This window comes from Pseudomonas sp. GW821-FHT11D10, from assembly GCF_058808435.1.
This window is the reverse complement of record NZ_JBXARR010000006.1, coordinates 368878-385717: the sequence shown is the minus strand read 5'-3', so window position 1 is coordinate 385717 and position 16840 is coordinate 368878. Positions and strand designations below refer to the sequence as shown.

Below are 16840 nucleotides of genomic sequence, written 5' to 3'. Positions count from 1 at the left end.
TGTATGTCCGCAAATGTAGTGGTAATAGGCAGCCTGAACATGGACCTGGTCACCCGGGCGCCGCGCTTGCCCCGGGGCGGTGAGACGCTGATCGGCCATTCCTTTGCAACCGTGTCCGGTGGCAAGGGTGCCAATCAGGCCGTAGCTGCCGCCCGACTGGGTGCGCAAGTGTCGATGGTCGGCTGTGTCGGCAACGATGACTACGGCGTGCAATTGCGCGATGCGTTGCTGGTCGAGCAGATCGATTGTCAGGCGGTCAGCGTGGTGGAGGATTCCAGTGGCGTGGCGCTGATCGTGGTCGATGACAACAGTCAGAACGCGATTGTCATCGTGGCCGGTGCCAATGGTTCGATGACCCCGGCGGTCATCGACCGGTTCGACGCCGTGCTGCAAGCGGCCGACGTGATCATCTGCCAATTGGAAATCCCCGATGCCACCGTAGGTCATGCGCTGAAACGCGGACGTGAACTGGGCAAGACAGTCATCCTCAACCCGGCGCCGGCCAGTCGCCCGCTGCCGGCGGACTGGTTTGCCGCCATCGATTACCTGATTCCCAACGAGAGCGAGGCCGCCGCCCTCAGCGGTTTGCCGGTGGACTCGCTGGAGACCGCTGAAAAAGCCGCTGCGCACCTGATTTCACTGGGCGCCGGTAAGGTCATCATCACGTTGGGGGCCCAAGGCTCGTTGTTCGCCAACGGTACGGGTTACCAGCATTTTCCTGCGCCCAAAGTGAAGGCGGTCGATACCACCGCCGCCGGGGATACGTTTGTCGGCGGATTTGCGGCTGCACTGGCGGCCGGCAAAACCGAGGCCGAGGCCATTCGCTTCGGGCAGGTCGCTGCGGCCCTGTCGGTTACCCAGGCAGGTGCCCAGCCCTCCATTCCCACCACCTCCGACGTACAGGCATTCAAACCCGCATGAAAAAGACTCCTTTGCTCAATGTCGCCCTGTCGCGGCTGATTGCTTCCCTCGGCCACGGCGACATAGTCGTGATCGGTGATGCCGGCCTGCCGGTGCCGCCGGGTGTCGAGCTGATCGACCTGGCGTTGACGCACGGCGTGCCGGATTTCGTCAGCACCCTGAAAGTCGTGCTCAGCGAAATGCAGGTGGAAAGCCATGCGCTGGCCAAGGAGATCTTCGACAAGCAACCGACCACGCTGTCCACGCTGGACGAGCTGAATGACGAAGGCTCGCTGGGGCGGCGTGACCTGCTCAGTCACGAGCAATTCAAAGTACTCAGCCGACAGGCACGAGCGATTGTTCGTACGGGCGAATGCCAGCCGTACTGCAACATCGTGCTGGTGTCTGGAGTTACGTTCTAAACAGGGTTCGCCCCTTTTGATTTCATCTGCACAAGGAATGCGCCATGCACCGCTATGCTCAAAAAATGCATCAACTGATTCGGAGTCTGCTGCTTTTGTCCGTGATAACCGCGACCGGCGCCCAGGCGGCGGAAAAGATCGACCTGATCATCGACACCGATCCGGGCGCCGACGACGTGGTCGCCCTGTTGTTTGCCCTGGCCTCCCCGGAGGAGCTGAACATTCGTGCTTTGACCACCGTGGCCGGCAACGTGCGTCTGGACAAGACTTCGCGTAATGCGCGGTTGGCCCGTGAGTGGGCAGGGCGGGAGGAGATTCCGGTGTACGCCGGCGCGCCGAAACCGCTGATGCGCACGCCGATCTACGCCGAAAACATCCATGGCAAGGAAGGCCTGTCGGGTGTCACGGTGCATGAGCCGAAGAAAGGCCTGGCCGAAGGCAATGCGGCCAACTACCTGATCGACACCCTGAAAAAAGCCAAGCCGCACAGCATCACCATCGCGATGCTCGGCCCGCAGACCAACCTGGCCCTGGCGCTGATCCAGGAGCCGGAGATCGTTCAGGGGATCAAGGAAGTGGTGATCATGGGTGGCGCCCACTTCAATGGCGGCAACATCACGCCAGTGGCCGAATTCAACCTGTACGCCGACCCGCAAGCGGCGGAAGTGGTGCTCAAAAGCGGCGTGAAACTGACTTACCTGCCGCTGGACGTGACCCACAAGATCCTGACCAGCGATGCACGTCTGAAGCAGATCGCGGCGCTGAACAACAATGCGAGCAAGATTGTCGGCGACATCCTCAACGAGTACATCAAAGGCGATATGGAGCACTACGGCATTCCGGGTGGCCCGGTGCATGATGCCACCGTCGTGGCTTATCTGCTCAAGCCTGAGCTGTTCACTGGCCGGTCGGTGAATGTCGTGGTCGACAGCCGTGAAGGCCCGACCTTCGGCCAGACCATTGTCGACTGGTATGACGGCCTGAAGGCGCCGAAGAACGCCTTCTGGGTGGAGAACGGCGATGCCCAGGGCTTCTTCGATCTACTGACCGAGCGTCTGAAACGTCTGAAGTAAGCGATACGCCCGCAGGTGCCAGCTTGCGGGCTTTTACTCTCTCTCAGTGTCCGATGTCCCTTTGAAGTCATCGGGATACTTCTCGAACAGCTGGGCGATGAACGACTGCGCGCCTTGCGTTCCCAGCGTCTTCACCAGCAAGTCAATGCTGATCAAAGCCAACTCCTCCGGACTGCCCGGACTGTAAGAACTGTGCCCTTGTGGCCAGGTGGCCTTGATGTCGGCGGTAATGCTTACGGTGGTCATGGCAAGGCTCGGTCGCGGGATCGGAGTTTTGAGTTAACCACTTTGCCGAGCGTTTGGCACTGCGACTTAGGCATGAGCGCAGGGCTATGCGACACTTGGTCGTTTCCGCAAAAACAAGGATTGCGCTGTGCAGATCGATTTGAATAGCCCCGGCGGCCTGACCCTTGATGCTGTCCGCCGGATGCTGGCGTCGGCCAGTGATGACGAACATACCCAACTGCGCGTGACCAAGGGTGGGATCGCCTATATCTCTTCGGGCGTCACTGGTGGCCAGGACATCGATGGCCTGCTGTTTCGTCTGGAGACCTGGGCAAAAGGCTCGGGATACGTGGGAAATGTCGCAGCCAGCGACGAAGTCTGGGTCATGCAGATTTTCAATGCGCTCAAGGACAACTGGCCGAATCCGCCCTACGACTACATTGATGTCTACTGAGCGTCATTAATATTCAGTGACGTTTTACCGGGTGATGCTTCAAGCGTTGCTCAGGCACACTCGGCGTTTTTCCGATCGTGGGGCAGGGTGATAGCACTCACCGTGAAACCAAACGCCGTATTGGCGGTCGCACGATCTCTGCTCAAAATTGAAATAAGGAGGCTTCAATGCCTTGGAAGTTCGCGTCACTGGGTGCACTGATGGCCGTTGCTTTGTTGGGTGGTTGCACTACGACCTCCAGCGAGTCGCAGAAGGATCCCGTGGCGACTGAGGCCGGACATGGTCGTTGCGAGGCGTCAGCTGCGGAGTTCGCTCTCGGCAAGAAAGCTTCGCCGGAGCTCTTGGAGCAGGCACGCAAGAAAGCCGGTGCGCAGAACGCCCGCTTCCTCAAGCCGAATGACATGATTACTTTGGAGTACCGTTCCGATCGCCTCAACCTGAATACCGATCAGAATCTGGTGGTTACCCGCGTCAACTGCGGCTGAGCCTTTTGGGCTTTTGTTTCACCCATAAAAAACCCCGTCACATGGACGGGGTTTTTTTAGTGCGCCGGGAAATTACTCTGGGCGAACTTGTGCAGCTTGCATACCCTTTTGGCCTTTCTCAGCCACGAAGGAAACGGTTTGGCCTTCTTTCAGGCTTTTGAAACCGTCAGTTTCGATAGCTTTGAAGTGTACGAACAGGTCGTCACCGCCACCTTGAGGAGTGATGAAGCCGAAGCCTTTTTCATCGTTGAACCATTTAACGGTGCCGGTTTGGCGATTAGACATGGTGTATCTCCAAGAAACATATATTTTCAGTAGTACTGTGCTGCTCAGGCCAACTGGGCACACCGGGGTATCATAGTCGAAATGTTCGCTTTGGTAGCCCCCCGGACGTGCTGTTTGCCAATCAGTCGTGTTTTCTTTACTGCCTGTTTCGGCTGGAGGCCCCGGTTTAAAAGGCTTCTGGCGAAAAATAAAGACAATAAAAAAACCTGTAAAACCTGCATAAAACGTTCGAAAAAGCCTGATTCAGATGCTTTTCAGCGGTGCTGGGGGCATTGAAAAGGCCTGTTTCATCATTTTTTCGCCGGGGTATTGGCCTTGCATTTGGCAATTTGCCCCAGGGCTTTTTGCTGCAATTCCTGGCTGGCTTTGTTGTCCATCAGCGCCTGAATGTCGCTGGCAGGGTAGGACTTGATGGCATCGGCACCGCACGCGCAGTGAGATTTTGCAGCAGCGGCACCGATTTGCGGGGTGGCCGCCTGGGTGCACTGAGCCATGTATTTCTCACGCTCGCCCTTTGGCCAGTCGGCGTGGGCGCTCAGCGGCAGCAGAAAAACGAGGGGGGCGACTGCAGCAAGCAGGGTGTTAAGACGCATGCGAGGATGCTCCTTGTGGGTCAATGTCTTGTTATCTGAGGGCCCAAAGGCCGATCAAGTTCAGCACTCTGGCATAAAACAGACGATTTGCCTCTCGGTAAAAACCAGAGTGCATCGGCGACCGTTCATCTGTGCTAGCATGCCTCGCTCGGGCGTTCGCAGGCTCCGGATGACCTTCAGTCCCGGTAGCGGCAGTGCACGAATTTTCTGATTTGAATCCCAGTCACTCTGGTTCGGTTTTCCGGTTGGCCGCAAGGCTCCTGCCGCTGTAAGGCAGGCGTTCGTCATTGAATGGCCTGGATCGGATCTTGTACTGGCTCATCCCAACCCACGTGACCTTTGGTAGGGGTCACCACTAGGAGAGGAGGCGCCATGCCAACTATTACTCTTCCCGACGGCAGTCAACGTTCATTCGATCACCCGGTTTCCGTAGCCGAGGTCGCCGCATCCATTGGTGCCGGTCTGGCCAAGGCCACCGTGGCCGGCAAGGTCAACGGCAAGCTGGTCGACGCCTGCGACATCATCGACAGCGACGCGACGCTGCAAATCATCACGCCAAAGGATGAAGAGGGGCTGGAGATCATTCGCCACTCTTGCGCCCACCTGGTCGGCCATGCGGTCAAACAGCTGTACCCGACCGCAAAAATGGTTATCGGGCCGGTCATCGACGAAGGTTTCTATTACGACATCGCCTTCGAGCGTCCTTTTACTCCGGACGACATGGCGGCCATCGAACAGCGCATGCAACAGCTGATCGATACAGAATATGACGTCATCAAGAAAGTCACTCCGCGTGCCGAAGTGATCGAAGTGTTCAAGGCTCGTGGCGAAGACTACAAGCTGCGTCTGGTCGAAGACATGCCGAACGAGCAGGCCATGGGCCTGTACTATCACGAAGAATACGTCGACATGTGCCGCGGTCCGCACGTGCCGAACACCCGCTTCCTGAAATCCTTCAAGCTGACCAAACTGTCCGGCGCCTACTGGCGCGGTGATGCCAAGAACGAGCAATTGCAGCGCGTTTACGGCACTGCGTGGGCTGACAAGAAGCAACTGGCTGCTTACATCCAGCGTATCGAAGAAGCTGAAAAGCGCGATCACCGCAAGATCGGCAAGCGCCTGGGCCTGTTCCACACCCAGGAAGAAGCGCCGGGCATGGTGTTCTGGCATCCGAATGGCTGGACGCTGTACCAGGTACTCGAGCAGTACATGCGCAAGGTGCAGCGCGACAACGGCTATCTCGAGATCAAGACGCCGCAAGTCGTTGACCGCAGCCTGTGGGAGAAATCCGGGCACTGGGCCAACTACGCCGACAACATGTTCACTACCGAGTCGGAAAGCCGCGACTACGCCATCAAGCCGATGAACTGCCCTTGCCACGTGCAGGTGTTCAACCAGGGCCTGAAGAGCTACCGCGAGCTGCCGATGCGCCTGGCCGAATTCGGTGCCTGCCACCGTAACGAGCCATCGGGTGCGCTGCACGGCATCATGCGTGTGCGCGCATTCACTCAGGACGACGCCCACATCTTCTGCACCGAAGAGCAGATGCAGGCCGAATCCGCGGCGTTCATCAAGCTGACCATGGATGTTTACCGCGACTTCGGCTTTACCGATGTCGAGATGAAGCTTTCCACTCGTCCGGAAAAGCGCGTCGGTTCCGACGAACTGTGGGATCGCGCCGAAGCGGCCCTGGCTGCAGCCCTTGATAGCGCTGGTCTGCCGTACGATCTGCAACCGGGTGAAGGTGCGTTCTACGGTCCGAAAATCGAATTCTCGCTGAAAGATTGCCTCGGCCGCGTGTGGCAGTGTGGTACCTTGCAGCTCGATTTCAACCTGCCTGTGCGTCTGGGGGCCGAATACGTCTCCGAAGACAACAGCCGCAAGCATCCGGTGATGCTGCACCGTGCGATCCTCGGTTCGTTCGAGCGTTTCGTCGGGATTCTGATCGAGCACTACGAAGGTGCATTCCCTGCGTGGCTGGCGCCAACCCAGGCAGTGATCATGAATATCACTGATAAACAGGCAGATTTCGTCGCTCAGGTCGAAAAAACTCTCAACGAAAGCGGGTTTCGTGCCAAGTCCGACTTGAGAAATGAAAAGATCGGCTTTAAAATCCGCGAGCATACTTTGCTCAAGGTTCCATATCTCTTGGTTATTGGGGATAAGGAAGTCGAGATGCAGACTGTCGCTGTGCGTACTCGTGAAGGTGCTGACCTGGGCTCGATGCCCGTCGCCCAGTTCGCTGAGTTTCTCGCGCAAGCGGTTTCCCGGCGTGGTCGCCCAGATTCGGAGTAATTATTATTAAGCGTGAAATGAGACAAGATAAACGAGCTGCACCGAAAGCCCCGATCAACGAGAATATCTCGGCACGCGAGGTTCGGTTAATTGGCGCTGATGGCGAGCAGATTGGCATCGTCTCGATTGATGAAGCGCTTCGTATTGCTGAAGAAGCAAAGCTTGATCTGGTAGAAATCTCTGCCGACGCAGTCCCACCGGTTTGCCGGGTGATGGACTACGGCAAATCGATCTTCGAAAAGAAGAAGCAGATTGCTGCGGCGAAGAAGAACCAGAAGCAGATTCAGGTAAAAGAAATCAAGTTTCGTCCAGGGACGGAGGAAGGGGATTACCAGGTAAAACTGCGCAACCTGGTACGTTTCCTGAGTGACGGGGACAGGGCCAAGGTATCCTTGCGATTCCGCGGCCGTGAGATGGCCCACCAGGAGCTGGGGATGGAACTCCTCAAGCGGGTTGAACAAGACCTGCTCGAGTACGGTTCGGTCGAACAGCATCCTAAGATGGAAGGACGCCAGCTGATCATGGTCATCGCCCCGAAAAAGAAGAAGTAATCAACAGGGCACGGCAGGCCTTCTGATTATGTTTATCAACTGAATGCGGAGTATCCGAACATGCCAAAGATGAAAACCAAAAGTGGTGCTGCTAAGCGGTTTCTGAAAACTGCTAACGGTATCAAGCACAAGCACGCTTTCAAGAGCCACATCCTGACCAAAATGTCGACCAAGCGTAAGCGTCAACTGCGCGGTAGCAGCTTGCTGCATCCGTCTGACGTGGCAAAAGTCGAGCGCATGCTGCGCCTTCGTTAATTTTTGGATCAAGAATAGAGGAAGTAACTCATGGCTCGTGTAAAGCGTGGCGTCATTGCCCGTAAACGTCACAAAAAAATTCTGAAACTTGCTAAAGGCTACTACGGCGCACGCTCCCGCGTATTCCGTGTTGCCAAGCAAGCGGTAATCAAGGCAGGCCAATACGCCTACCGTGACCGTCGTCAGAAAAAACGTCAGTTCCGCGCTCTGTGGATCGCTCGTATCAACGCTGGTGCTCGTGTTAACGGTCTGTCCTACAGCCGTTTCATCGCTGGCCTGAAAAAAGCGTCCATCGAGATCGACCGTAAGGTTCTGGCTGATCTGGCAGTGAACGAAAAAGCGGTGTTTGCTGCGATTGTCGAGAAAGCTAAAGCCACCTTGGCTTAAGTACCCCCGACAATCACCCGGCCTCACTTCCGTGGGGCCAGGTGGTAAACGTCTTAAATAGGGGAAGAGCCTTCAAGCTCTTCCCCTATTTTGTATCTGGAGTCTGTACATGGAAAACCTGGATGCGCTGGTCTCTCAAGCACTAGAGGCTGTGCAAAGCGCTGAAGATATCAATGCCCTGGAGCAAATCCGGGTTCAATACCTTGGCAAAAAGGGTGAATTGACTCAGGTGATGAAGACCCTGGGGAATTTGCCGGCAGAAGAGCGTCCGCAGGTCGGCGCCCTGATCAACGTTGCCAAGGAACGTGTTACAGGCGTTCTCAATGCGCGCATGGCTCTGTTTGAGGAAGCCGAACTGGCTGCCAAACTGTCTGCCGAATCCATTGACGTGACCCTGCCGGGCCGTGGTCAGACCTCCGGTGGTCTGCATCCGGTCACCCGGACTCTGGAACGTATCGAACAGTTCTTCACCCATATCGGCTACGGCATTGCCGAAGGCCCTGAGGTCGAAGACGACTATCACAACTTCGAGGCGCTCAACATCCCAGGCCACCACCCGGCCCGGTCGATGCATGACACCTTCTATTTCAACGCCAGCATGTTGTTGCGCACCCATACCTCGCCGGTACAGGTCCGCACCATGGAATCGAAAAAGCCGCCGATCCGCATCGTCTGCCCAGGCCGTGTGTATCGCAGCGACTCCGATATCACCCACTCGCCGATGTTCCACCAGGTCGAAGGCCTGCTGGTCGATCGCGATATCAACTTCGCCGACCTCAAAGGCACGATCGAAGAGTTCCTGCGGGTGTTCTTCGAAAAAGAACTGGCCGTGCGTTTCCGTCCTTCGTACTTCCCGTTCACCGAGCCTTCCGCCGAAGTCGACATGGAATGCGTGATGTGCAGCGGTAAAGGCTGTCGCGTCTGCAAACAGACCGGCTGGCTGGAAGTGATGGGCTGCGGCATGGTTCACCCGAACGTGCTGCGCATGTCCGGGATCGATCCGGAAGAGTTCTCGGGCTTCGCCTTCGGCATGGGCGTTGAGCGTCTGGCCATGCTGCGTTACGGCGTGAACGACTTGCGTCTGTTCTTCGACAACGACTTGCGGTTCCTCGCGCAATTTCGCTAGTCGTAACGAATTCTTAGGAGAGCAGGATGAAATTCAGTGAACAATGGCTGCGTGGCTGGGTCAGCCCGCAGGTAGATCGCGACGCGCTGGTTGCACGTCTGTCGATGGCCGGTCTTGAGGTCGATAGCGTTACGCCGGCCGCCGGTGTTTTCAGTGGCGTGGTGGTGGGCGAGGTACTGAGCACCGAGCAGCACCCCGATGCCGACAAATTGCGCGTTTGCCAGGTCAGCAATGGCGCGGAAACTTTCCAGGTCGTGTGCGGTGCGCCAAACGTGCGCCCGGGCCTGAAGATTCCGTTCGCGATGATCGGTGCCGAGCTGCCGGGCGACTTCAAGATCAAGAAGGCCAAGCTGCGCGGCGTCGAGTCCAACGGCATGCTGTGCTCGCAATCCGAGCTGCAGGTTGGTGAAGGCAACGACGGTCTGATGGAGCTGCCGGCCGATGCGCCGGTGGGCGAAGATTTCCGTGTTTATCTGGACCTGGAAGATGCCAGCATCGAAGTCGATCTGACTCCGAACCGCGGCGACTGCCTGTCCCTGGCCGGTCTGGCCCGTGAAGTCGGCGCGCTGTACGACGCTCCGGTCACTCGCCCGGTGGTGATGACCGTTCCGGCGGTGCACGACGAAGTGCGCTCGGTAGAAGTCCTGGCACCTGCTGCCTGCCCGCGTTACCTGGGCCGTGTCATCCGTAACGTTGACCTGTCCAGGCCGACGCCGCTGTGGATGGTTGAGCGCCTGCGTCGCGCCGAAGTCCGCAGCATCGACGCCGCCGTCGACATCACCAACTACGTGATGCTCGAGCTGGGTCAGCCGCTGCACGCTTTTGATCTCGCCGAAATCAACGGCGGCATCCGTGTGCGCATGGCGGAAGAGGGCGAGAAGCTCGTGCTGCTCGACGGTCAGGAAGTCAGCCTGCGTAGCGATACGCTGGTGATCGCCGACCACACTCGCGCTCTGGCCATCGCCGGCGTGATGGGTGGCGAGCACAGCGGTGTATCCGCGACCACTCGCGACGTATTCCTTGAGAGTGCATTCTTCGACCAGATCGCGGTGGCGGGCAAGGCTCGTTCCTACGGCCTGCACACCGACGCTTCGCACCGCTATGAGCGCGGTGTGGACTGGCAACTGGCCCGTGAAGCCATGGAGCGCGCCACTGGCCTGTTGCTGGAAATCACCGGTGGCGAAGCCGGCCCGATCATCGAGACCGTCAGCGAGCAGCATCTGCCGTCGATCGCGCCGATCACCCTGCGTGCTCAGCGCATCACTCAGATGCTGGGCATGGAAATGGATTCGGCCGAAGTCGAGCGTCTGCTCAATGCTTTGGGTCTGAAAGTTTCCGCCGACGGAGCAGGTCAATGGCGCGTAGAAGTGCCAAGCCATCGCTTCGATATCAGCCTGGAAGTCGATCTGATCGAAGAGCTGGCGCGTCTGTACGGTTACAACCGCCTGCCGGTTCGTTACCCGCAAGCTCGTCTGGCGCCACAGGCCAAGGCCGAAGCGCGCAGCGATCTGCCGGAGCTGCGTCGTCTGCTGGTCGCTCGTGGTTACCAGGAAGCGATCACTTACAGTTTCATCGATCCGAAGCAGTTCGAGCTTTTCAACCCAGGCGTCGAGCCGCTGCTGTTGGCGAATCCGATCTCCAATGACATGGCCGCCATGCGTTCGTCGCTGTGGCCGGGTCTGGTCAAGGCGTTGCAGCACAACCTCAACCGTCAGCAGGATCGTGTTCGTCTGTTCGAGAGCGGTCTGCGCTTTGTCGGTCAGCTGGAAGGTCTGAAGCAAGAGCCGATGATCGCCGGTGTGGTATGCGGCAGCCGTCTGCCGGAAGGCTGGGCGCAAGGTCGCGATACCGTGGACTTCTTCGACGTCAAGGCTGACGTAGAAGCGGTACTGGGCTTTGCTGGTGCGCTGGATCAGTTCACTTTTGCACCGGGCAAACATCCTGCGCTGCATCCGGGTCAGACCGCGCGCATCGAGCGGGAAGGGCGTGAAGTCGGCTTTATCGGCGCGATTCACCCTGAGCTGTCGAAATCCCTGGGTCTCGACCGTCCGGTCTTCGTCTTCGAGCTGGTTCTGGCTGAAGTCGCTCTGGGTAAAATGCCGAAATTCCACGAGTTGTCGCGCTTTCCTGAAGTGCGTCGTGACCTGGCACTGATTGCGCACAAAGACGTTGCGGCCTCGGCTGTACTGGACGTAATCCGTGAAAATGCAGGCGAATGGCTGACAGACCTCAGGCTATTTGACGTGTATCAGGGTAAAGGCATTGATCCTGATAGAAAAAGCCTCGCAGTCGGCTTGACCTGGCAGCATCCATCGCGCACTCTTAATGACGATGAGGTGAATTCGACGACGCAAAATATCCTCACCTCGCTCGAACAAAGGTTGAACGCCACGTTAAGGAAGTGACGTATGGGGGCTTTGACGAAAGCTGAGATGGCGGAACGTCTGTATGAAGAGCTGGGCCTGAACAAGCGGGAAGCCAAGGAATTGGTTGAACTGTTTTTCGAGGAAATCAGGCACGCTCTTGAAGACAACGAGCAGGTCAAATTGTCGGGTTTCGGCAATTTCGACCTTCGGGACAAACGCCAGCGGCCTGGCCGCAACCCGAAAACGGGGGAAGAAATCCCGATCACGGCTCGCCGTGTGGTCACCTTTCGTCCAGGGCAGAAGTTGAAGGCCCGAGTTGAGGCTTATGCTGGAACCAAGTCATAACGACGAACTACCCGTCATCCCGGGCAAACGCTACTTCACCATTGGTGAAGTCAGCGAGCTGTGTGCGGTAAAACCACACGTGCTGCGCTACTGGGAGCAGGAGTTTCCTCAGCTCAACCCCGTCAAACGCCGCGGAAACCGCCGGTATTATCAGCGCCAGGACGTGCTGATGATCCGGCAGATCCGCGCGCTCCTTTACGATCAGGGGTTCACCATCGGCGGCGCGCGCCTGCGTCTGTCCGGCGATGAAGCCAAAGACGACACCACCCAATACAAGCAAATGATCCGCCAGATGATCGCCGAGCTCGAAGATGTTCTGGTGGTTCTCAAGAAATAATTTCCTGCTTTTAAATACTTCCAGTTTTCAAAAGCTTGCGATATATTCTTGAGCGTTCTTCGAGATGGAGAACGAGTTTCAAACCTAGTCGGGGCGTAGCGCAGTCCGGTAGCGCACTAGCATGGGGTGCTAGGGGTCGAGTGTTCGAATCACTCCGTCCCGACCATATAATTCAATGACTTAGCCCAACTTTTGCGAGTTGGGCTTTTTCATGTGCAGTGACTTTTGCAGGGGATCCCGTTGCCTCCTCATCAAAGTCAGACACTAAAGCCGATCACCCCGATCGGCTTTTTTGTGTCCTCACAAAACTAGCCAGTGATCTCACGGACAGACACCCAACGCCGCTCCTCAGCCGCGACCCGAATCGCCGTCGCCAGCTTCTCAACTTCAAACGCCTCCTCGAAATCAGTCCCGGTTTGCCCGTTCCCAGCCAACGCCATGATCAGCTCATGCACTTCCAGCGTCTTCAGCTCGTTGTAACCCAGCTGATGCCCCGGCGCCGGGCTGAATGCTGCGTAGCCGGGCAAGTCCGGTCCGGCCAGTAAACGCTGGAAGCCGCCCTGGCCGGCACGGCACAGCCGTAGCTCGTTCAAGCGCTCCTGATCGAACGCGAGGGTGCCTTGGGTGCCGCTGATTTCGAAGCTCAGATGATTTTTGTAGCCATGCTTCAGCCAACTGCTGCTGAAGGTGCCGCGCGCGCCGCTGGCAAAGCGCAGCAGCGCATGGGTCTGATCGTCGACCGCAATGCGGCGTTGTTCCTGGCTGCCGGTTGTGGCCGGGCGTTGGCCATGGACTGTCTGGGAGTCAGCGCACACCGCTTCGACATCACCCAGTAGATAGCGCGCCATGGCGAGCAGGTGGCTGCCCAGATCCGCCAGGGCTCCACCGGCATGTTCGGGTTCGCAGCGCCAAGACCAGGGGGAGGCTGGATCGGCCATGAAATCTTCGCTGAACTCACCTTGAAAACTGATGATCTCGCCGAGTTCGCCACTCAGGATAAGCTCGCGCGCCAGGCCGATGATCGGGTTGTGCTGGTAGTTGTAGCCGATCCGGGTGACGACCCCGGCATGCTTCGCCGCCACGTGCATGGCATGAGCTTGCTCAAGATTCACCGCCAGCGGCTTTTCGCAGTAAACCGGCTTACAGGCGGCGAGGGCGGCCATGGCCATCGGGTAGTGCAGGTGATTGGGAGTGGTGATGGCGATCAGGTTGACCTTGGGGTCATCGATCAATCGCTGCCAGTCGCCATGGGCCTGCTCAAAGCCCCAAGCGGTGGCGCAGGCTTGTGCGCGTGCGGGATCGGCGTCAGCCAGGGCGGCAAGGCGAAGGGTAAAGGGCAGTTCGAATGCCCCGCTGACGTTGCGAAAGGCCAGGGCGTGGGCGCGCCCCATGAAGCCCGTGCCGATCAGGCCGATTCCGAGTTCACGCATGACAGGATCCTTTGAGTTCTTGTTTTCAGAGATCCTGTTTATAGAATAAATATTCCCTGTATTCAAATAATGGAATAAATATTTTGAATTGCCATATTCGCTGGGATGGCGGTGCCCCGGTCAGTCCTCGAACCCGACCTGCTCGTGAATCTCGTCCACCTTCAACTCCAGTCGATAGGCAACGGCGATAAACAGCGCCTGGCACAGGCACAAGGTCGCACTCAGGGAACGGAACGCAAACGAACTGCCTTCATTGACCAGCAGCAGGGTGTTGGCGCGCTTTGCCAGCGGCGAGAGATTGCTGTCGGTGATGATCAGGGTTTTCGCCTGATGGTGCTGGGCGATGCGCAGGCAGTGCTGGGTTTCCTTGCCGTACGGCGTAAAGCTGATGGCGATCACCAGGTCATTGGCGCGCACGCTGCGCATCTGCTCGCGATAGCTGCCGCCGAGGCCCGAAACCAGGTGAATGCGCTTGTTGGTGTGTTGCAGGTTGTAGACCAGATAGTCGGCCACGGCGAACGAGCGGCGAACGCCGACCACGTAGATATTGTCGGCATTGACCACCAGGTCCACGGCTTTTTCGAAGGCCTGGTCATCCAGTTCCTGGCCCAGGCGTTCAATGCCTGACAGGGTGGCGTCGATGCACTCACGGGCCAGATCGCCGCCGCTGGCTTTCTGCGACTTGTTGGCGATCATGCTGCGAATGCGCTGCTGGTAGTTCTGCACCGGCGTGGCTTTGTGGGTATACGCCTCGCGGAACAGCGCCTGCATTTCACTGAAACCGCTGAAACCGAAGCGCTGGGAAAACCGCACGATGGCCGACGGATGCACTTCGCACTCGCGGGCGATGTCGCTGATGCGGTCGACCATGATCCGGTCGCTCTGCTGGCTCATGTAACTGGCGATGCGTTTGAGCTGGCGCGGAAGGCTTTCGTATTCAGTGGTGATGAGCTGCAGCAGACGCTCGGCATTGATCGGGGGGCTGGCAAGATCGCTCTCGGGCGTGCTCTCGGCGGTAGCCGGCTGATCGGTGCGGGACATAAATAATCCTTCTGGCTTGTTCTTATAGGGACTTGGTTCTTCTCGTCCCCTGACAATAGGTTGGCTGTGCGCAGTCTACAGGCTCGGCCCCGACAAAATCTTGGGCTTGCGCCAGCGGGATGCCTGCTGAAACGATGCACTGCGTCTGGAGCGCCTGCACTGAAGTTTATTGGAAAAAATATTCCACGTGAAAAATAATTGGAATATTTATTGATTGTTCGATCCGGCTCGTTTTAGTCTGCATCCACCAAGAGTGTCAGGCGCGGTCACCGCGTTGGGCACAGGCTGATAAAAATAACAGGAGCCAGCATGGGCCAGACTCGTTTTGCCAGTGGACGTCAATTGGATCTGATTTGCCTCGGGCGCCTCGGCGTCGACCTCTATGCGCAGCAAGTCGGGGCACGGCTGGAGGATGTGAGCAGCTTCGCCAAATACCTCGGCGGCTCGTCCGCCAACATCGCGTTCGGCACCGCCCGGCTGGGGCTCAGGTCGGCGATGCTGAGCCGGACCGGCGACGATCACATGGGGCGTTTCCTGATCGAGTCCCTGGCTCGTGAAGGCTGCGATGTCAGCGGCATCAAGGTCGATCCGGAGCGACTGACCGCCATGGTGCTGCTCGGTCTCAAGGATCGGGAAACCTTTCCCCTGGTCTTCTACCGTGAAAATTGCGCCGACATGGCGCTGCGGGCCGAAGACATCAGCGAAGCCTTTATCGCCTCCAGCAAAGCCTTGCTGATCACCGGCACTCACTTCTCCACCGACGGCGTCTACAAGGCGAGCATCCAGGCGCTGGACTACGCCGAAAAGCACAACGTCAAACGGGTGCTGGACATCGACTACCGCCCGGTCCTGTGGGGGCTCGCCGGCAAGGCGGACGGCGAAACCCGTTTCGTTGCCGATCAGAACGTCACCCAACATGTGCAACAAATCCTCCCGCGCTTCGATCTTGTGGTCGGGACCGAAGAAGAGTTTCTGATGGCCGGCGGTTCCGAGGATTTGCTCACCGCGCTGCGCAATGTCCGGCGGCTGAGCGCAGCGACCCTGGTGGTCAAACTCGGTCCGCAAGGTTGCACGGTGATCCACGGAGAGATTCCACAACGTCTTGAAGACGGCGCGATTTATCCCGGCGTGCGAGTTGAAGTGCTGAACGTACTGGGCGCCGGCGATGCGTTCATGTCGGGCTTCCTCAGCGGTTGGCTGGAAGACGCCAGCGACGAGCGTTGCTGCCAGTTGGCCAATGCCTGCGGTGGTCTGGTGGTGTCGCGTCATGCCTGCGCGCCGGCGATGCCGACCCGTGCCGAACTGGATTACCTGTTCAGCAGCCCGGTGCCGATTACCCGTCCGGATCAGGACGTCACCCTGCAGCGCCTGCATCAGGTCAGTGTGCCGCGCAAACAGTGGAAGCAACTGTTCATCTTTGCCTTCGACCATCGCGGACAACTGGTGGAACTGGCCCAGAAGGGCGGACGCGACCTCGGCGCCATCGGTGAGCTCAAGCAACTGTTCATCAAGGCCGTGGAGCGGGTAGAAAGCGATTTGCGCGAGCAGGGCATCGAAGCCGATGTCGGGTTGCTGGCGGATCAGCGTTTCGGCCAGGACTCGCTGAACGCCGCCACCGGTCGTGGCTGGTGGGTGGCGCGGCCGGTCGAGGTGCAGGGCTCGCGGCCGCTGGCCTTCGAACACGGGCGCTCGATCGGCAGCAACCTGATCGCCTGGCCGCAAGAGCAAATCATCAAATGCCTGGTGCAATTCCACCCGGACGACGAACCGATGCTGCGGCTGGAACAGGAAGCGCAGATCAAGGCGCTGTATCAGGCATCGCAAGTCAGTGGTCATGAACTGCTGCTGGAAATCATCCCGCCCAAGGATCACCCCTCACCGTATCCCGACGTGTTGTATCGCGCGCTCAAACGCCTCTACAACCTGGGCATCTATCCGGCGTGGTGGAAGATCGAAGCGCAGAGCGCCGAGGAATGGCAACAGCTGGACGAACTGATCCAGGCGCGCGATCCCTATTGCCGAGGCGTAGTGCTGCTGGGCCTGAATGCCCCGGCATCCGCATTGGCCGAAGGTTTTCAGCAGGCTAGTCAGAGCCAGACCTGCCGCGGGTTCGCCGTGGGCCGGACGATTTTCCAGGAGCCGAGCCGCGCCTGGCTGGCCGGGGAAATCGACGACGAGACGCTGATCCGCCAGGTACAGGGCACCTTCGTCGAACTGATCGATGCCTGGCGTACGGCCCGGGCCTGAGCCGCGGTTGAACATTCTAGAAA

General features: G+C 58.3%; 19 protein-coding genes and 1 tRNA gene. 15 read left to right on the top strand and 5 right to left on the bottom strand.

Annotated elements, in window-relative coordinates:
* Window positions 1-3: 3 nt before the first annotated feature.
* The 3 genes from rbsK to AC1RT4_RS20155 are packed head-to-tail and all read left to right on the top strand — an operon-like array spanning window position 4 to window position 2395.
* Window positions 4-921, top strand: coding sequence for a ribokinase (gene rbsK / locus AC1RT4_RS20165; RefSeq protein ID WP_493087349.1), 918 nt, complete (start codon window positions 4-6; stop codon window positions 919-921).
* Entirely contained in the window at window positions 918-1322 is a 405-nt protein-coding gene (rbsD, locus tag AC1RT4_RS20160; protein ID WP_493087347.1) for a D-ribose pyranase, read from the top strand. The genes rbsK and rbsD overlap by 4 nt, the downstream gene beginning before the upstream one ends.
* 44 nt (window positions 1323-1366) lie before the next feature.
* Window positions 1367-2395, top strand: a complete 1029-nt coding sequence (locus AC1RT4_RS20155; protein ID WP_493087345.1) for a nucleoside hydrolase — start codon at window positions 1367-1369, stop codon at window positions 2393-2395.
* 33 nt (window positions 2396-2428) lie between these two features.
* On the opposite strand, the gene AC1RT4_RS20150 is transcribed toward AC1RT4_RS20155, so the two are convergent.
* Complete coding sequence (locus AC1RT4_RS20150) at window positions 2429-2641, bottom strand: hypothetical protein (protein WP_007956023.1); 213 nt, start codon at window positions 2639-2641, stop codon at window positions 2429-2431.
* A 127-nt stretch (window positions 2642-2768) separates the two neighbouring features.
* On the opposite strand from AC1RT4_RS20150, the gene AC1RT4_RS20145 reads away from it, so the two are divergent.
* On the top strand, window positions 2769-3074 hold the full coding sequence (locus AC1RT4_RS20145; RefSeq protein ID WP_493087342.1) for a hypothetical protein: 306 nt from the start codon (window positions 2769-2771) through the stop codon (window positions 3072-3074).
* A 167-nt stretch (window positions 3075-3241) separates the two neighbouring features.
* Complete coding sequence (locus AC1RT4_RS20140) at window positions 3242-3559, top strand: I78 family peptidase inhibitor (protein ID WP_192564211.1); 318 nt, start codon at window positions 3242-3244, stop codon at window positions 3557-3559.
* A gap of 72 nt (window positions 3560-3631) precedes the next feature.
* Here AC1RT4_RS20140 and AC1RT4_RS20135 read toward each other — a convergent pair whose 3' ends face one another.
* Both AC1RT4_RS20135 and AC1RT4_RS20130 read right to left on the bottom strand, forming a co-directional pair.
* Window positions 3632-3844 carry a cold-shock protein gene (locus AC1RT4_RS20135; RefSeq protein ID WP_007956027.1) on the bottom strand — a complete coding sequence of 71 codons (213 nt, stop codon included), beginning with the start codon at window positions 3842-3844 and terminating at the stop codon, window positions 3632-3634.
* 290 nt (window positions 3845-4134) lie between these two features.
* Window positions 4135-4437 carry a hypothetical protein gene (locus AC1RT4_RS20130; RefSeq protein ID WP_262157856.1) on the bottom strand — a complete coding sequence of 101 codons (303 nt, stop codon included), beginning with the start codon at window positions 4435-4437 and terminating at the stop codon, window positions 4135-4137.
* A gap of 372 nt (window positions 4438-4809) precedes the next feature.
* Here AC1RT4_RS20130 and thrS point away from each other — a divergent pair, with 372 nt between their 5' ends.
* The 9 genes from thrS (at window position 4810) to AC1RT4_RS20085 (ending at window position 12265) form a co-directional block, all read left to right on the top strand.
* A complete protein-coding gene (gene thrS / locus AC1RT4_RS20125) occupies window positions 4810-6732 on the top strand; it encodes a threonine--tRNA ligase (RefSeq protein ID WP_007956031.1) in 1923 nt (640 codons plus the stop codon).
* Window positions 6732-7283, top strand: coding sequence for a translation initiation factor IF-3 (gene infC, locus AC1RT4_RS20120; RefSeq protein WP_169432615.1), 552 nt, complete (start codon window positions 6732-6734; stop codon window positions 7281-7283). The genes thrS and infC overlap by 1 nt, the downstream gene beginning before the upstream one ends.
* A 60-nt stretch (window positions 7284-7343) precedes the next feature.
* A complete protein-coding gene (rpmI, locus tag AC1RT4_RS20115) occupies window positions 7344-7538 on the top strand; it encodes a 50S ribosomal protein L35 (RefSeq protein WP_002553160.1) in 195 nt (64 codons plus the stop codon).
* A 30-nt stretch (window positions 7539-7568) separates the two neighbouring features.
* Window positions 7569-7925, top strand: coding sequence for a 50S ribosomal protein L20 (rplT, locus tag AC1RT4_RS20110; RefSeq protein WP_007913489.1), 357 nt, complete (start codon window positions 7569-7571; stop codon window positions 7923-7925).
* Window positions 7926-8034: 109 nt separating this feature from the next.
* Window positions 8035-9051 (top strand): phenylalanine--tRNA ligase subunit alpha, encoded by a 1017-nt coding sequence (pheS, locus tag AC1RT4_RS20105; RefSeq protein WP_493087337.1) that lies wholly within the window; start codon window positions 8035-8037, stop codon window positions 9049-9051.
* 26 nt (window positions 9052-9077) lie between these two features.
* Window positions 9078-11456 carry a phenylalanine--tRNA ligase subunit beta gene (gene pheT, locus AC1RT4_RS20100; RefSeq protein WP_085607825.1) on the top strand — a complete coding sequence of 793 codons (2379 nt, stop codon included), beginning with the start codon at window positions 9078-9080 and terminating at the stop codon, window positions 11454-11456.
* Window positions 11457-11459: 3 nt separating this feature from the next.
* Window positions 11460-11762 carry an integration host factor subunit alpha gene (gene ihfA, locus AC1RT4_RS20095; protein ID WP_002553164.1) on the top strand — a complete coding sequence of 101 codons (303 nt, stop codon included), beginning with the start codon at window positions 11460-11462 and terminating at the stop codon, window positions 11760-11762.
* Window positions 11743-12099: a MerR family transcriptional regulator gene (locus AC1RT4_RS20090; protein ID WP_003179985.1), complete on the top strand. Its 357-nt coding sequence runs from the start codon at window positions 11743-11745 to the stop codon at window positions 12097-12099. The genes ihfA and AC1RT4_RS20090 overlap by 20 nt, the downstream gene beginning before the upstream one ends.
* A gap of 89 nt (window positions 12100-12188) precedes the next feature.
* Window positions 12189-12265 (top strand) — tRNA-Pro (locus AC1RT4_RS20085).
* A 142-nt stretch (window positions 12266-12407) separates the two neighbouring features.
* Here AC1RT4_RS20085 and AC1RT4_RS20080 read toward each other — a convergent pair.
* Together AC1RT4_RS20080 and AC1RT4_RS20075 are read right to left on the bottom strand one after the other, a co-directional pair.
* Window positions 12408-13529 (bottom strand): Gfo/Idh/MocA family protein, encoded by a 1122-nt coding sequence (locus AC1RT4_RS20080; RefSeq protein WP_493087334.1) that lies wholly within the window; start codon window positions 13527-13529, stop codon window positions 12408-12410.
* A gap of 120 nt (window positions 13530-13649) precedes the next feature.
* Window positions 13650-14570 carry a MurR/RpiR family transcriptional regulator gene (locus AC1RT4_RS20075; RefSeq protein ID WP_085607793.1) on the bottom strand — a complete coding sequence of 307 codons (921 nt, stop codon included), beginning with the start codon at window positions 14568-14570 and terminating at the stop codon, window positions 13650-13652.
* A gap of 309 nt (window positions 14571-14879) precedes the next feature.
* On the opposite strand from AC1RT4_RS20075, the gene AC1RT4_RS20070 reads away from it, so the two are divergent.
* On the top strand, window positions 14880-16817 hold the full coding sequence (locus AC1RT4_RS20070) for a bifunctional 5-dehydro-2-deoxygluconokinase/5-dehydro-2-deoxyphosphogluconate aldolase (RefSeq protein ID WP_493087332.1): 1938 nt from the start codon (window positions 14880-14882) through the stop codon (window positions 16815-16817).
* The last annotated feature ends 23 nt before the right edge of the window (window positions 16818-16840 follow it).

What these genes read in the sequence shown, in the direction of transcription:
- rbsK (WP_493087349.1), top strand. Translation starts at nt 4, where the DNA reads ATGTCCGCAAATGTAGTGGTAATAGGCAGCCTGAACATGGACCTGGTC.
- rbsD (WP_493087347.1), top strand. Translation starts at nt 918, where the DNA reads ATGAAAAAGACTCCTTTGCTCAATGTCGCCCTGTCGCGGCTGATTGCT.
- AC1RT4_RS20155 (WP_493087345.1), top strand. Translation starts at nt 1,367, where the DNA reads ATGCACCGCTATGCTCAAAAAATGCATCAACTGATTCGGAGTCTGCTG.
- AC1RT4_RS20150 (WP_007956023.1), bottom strand. Translation starts at nt 2,641, where the DNA reads ATGACCACCGTAAGCATTACCGCCGACATCAAGGCCACCTGGCCACAA.
- AC1RT4_RS20140 (WP_192564211.1), top strand. Translation starts at nt 3,242, where the DNA reads ATGCCTTGGAAGTTCGCGTCACTGGGTGCACTGATGGCCGTTGCTTTG.
- AC1RT4_RS20135 (WP_007956027.1), bottom strand. Translation starts at nt 3,844, where the DNA reads ATGTCTAATCGCCAAACCGGCACCGTTAAATGGTTCAACGATGAAAAA.
- AC1RT4_RS20130 (WP_262157856.1), bottom strand. Translation starts at nt 4,437, where the DNA reads ATGCGTCTTAACACCCTGCTTGCTGCAGTCGCCCCCCTCGTTTTTCTG.
- thrS (WP_007956031.1), top strand. Translation starts at nt 4,810, where the DNA reads ATGCCAACTATTACTCTTCCCGACGGCAGTCAACGTTCATTCGATCAC.
- rpmI (WP_002553160.1), top strand. Translation starts at nt 7,344, where the DNA reads ATGCCAAAGATGAAAACCAAAAGTGGTGCTGCTAAGCGGTTTCTGAAA.
- rplT (WP_007913489.1), top strand. Translation starts at nt 7,569, where the DNA reads ATGGCTCGTGTAAAGCGTGGCGTCATTGCCCGTAAACGTCACAAAAAA.
- pheS (WP_493087337.1), top strand. Translation starts at nt 8,035, where the DNA reads ATGGAAAACCTGGATGCGCTGGTCTCTCAAGCACTAGAGGCTGTGCAA.
- pheT (WP_085607825.1), top strand. Translation starts at nt 9,078, where the DNA reads ATGAAATTCAGTGAACAATGGCTGCGTGGCTGGGTCAGCCCGCAGGTA.
- ihfA (WP_002553164.1), top strand. Translation starts at nt 11,460, where the DNA reads ATGGGGGCTTTGACGAAAGCTGAGATGGCGGAACGTCTGTATGAAGAG.
- AC1RT4_RS20090 (WP_003179985.1), top strand. Translation starts at nt 11,743, where the DNA reads ATGCTGGAACCAAGTCATAACGACGAACTACCCGTCATCCCGGGCAAA.
- AC1RT4_RS20080 (WP_493087334.1), bottom strand. Translation starts at nt 13,529, where the DNA reads ATGCGTGAACTCGGAATCGGCCTGATCGGCACGGGCTTCATGGGGCGC.
- AC1RT4_RS20075 (WP_085607793.1), bottom strand. Translation starts at nt 14,570, where the DNA reads ATGTCCCGCACCGATCAGCCGGCTACCGCCGAGAGCACGCCCGAGAGC.
- AC1RT4_RS20070 (WP_493087332.1), top strand. Translation starts at nt 14,880, where the DNA reads ATGGGCCAGACTCGTTTTGCCAGTGGACGTCAATTGGATCTGATTTGC.